2 pseudogenes are annotated in these 432 nt (G+C 72.9%); both read left to right on the plus strand.

The annotated features are described in order from the left end of the window. Positions 1–112 (plus strand): annotated as a pseudogene (locus D3D02_RS20150) (cytidylate kinase); the annotation flags it as partial. 19 nt (positions 113–131) lie between these two features. Next, positions 132–432, plus strand: a pseudogene (locus tag D3D02_RS20155) (RNA-guided pseudouridylation complex pseudouridine synthase subunit Cbf5); the annotation flags it as partial.

The raw sequence follows: 432 nt of genomic DNA on the forward strand, positions 1-432 counted from the left end.
CCGCTGGGGCCCCGAACGGTTCCTCGACGTCCTCGTCGCGACCGTCGAGGCGTACGACCCCGAGGACGACGAGGGGAAATCGCCCGTCGAGGGCGTCGTGTACGACTTCTGAGTCTCCACCCCGCCTCCGCATGACAGACGCCACAGACCCCGACGCCGACGCTCCCGCCGACGGGAAGGACCCGCTTCGCGCGCCGCCCGGCGAGCGCTCGGTGCCGGAACTGCTGCGGTTCGGCGTCGTCAACCTCGACAAGCCCGCCAGCCCCTCATCGCATCAGGTGTCGGCGTGGGTGCGCGACGCGATAGACGAGACGCTCGCCGCGCTCGATCCGGCCGGTCCCCCCACCGGCGGCGTCGCCCACTCCGGCACGCTCGACCCGAAGGTCACCGGCTGCCTGCCAACGCTGACCGGCGACGCGACGCGCATGGCGC

The organism is Halobellus sp. Atlit-38R (assembly GCF_003665925.1).
Taxonomy (GTDB): Archaea; Halobacteriota; Halobacteria; order Halobacteriales; family Haloferacaceae; genus Haloquadratum; species Haloquadratum inordinatus.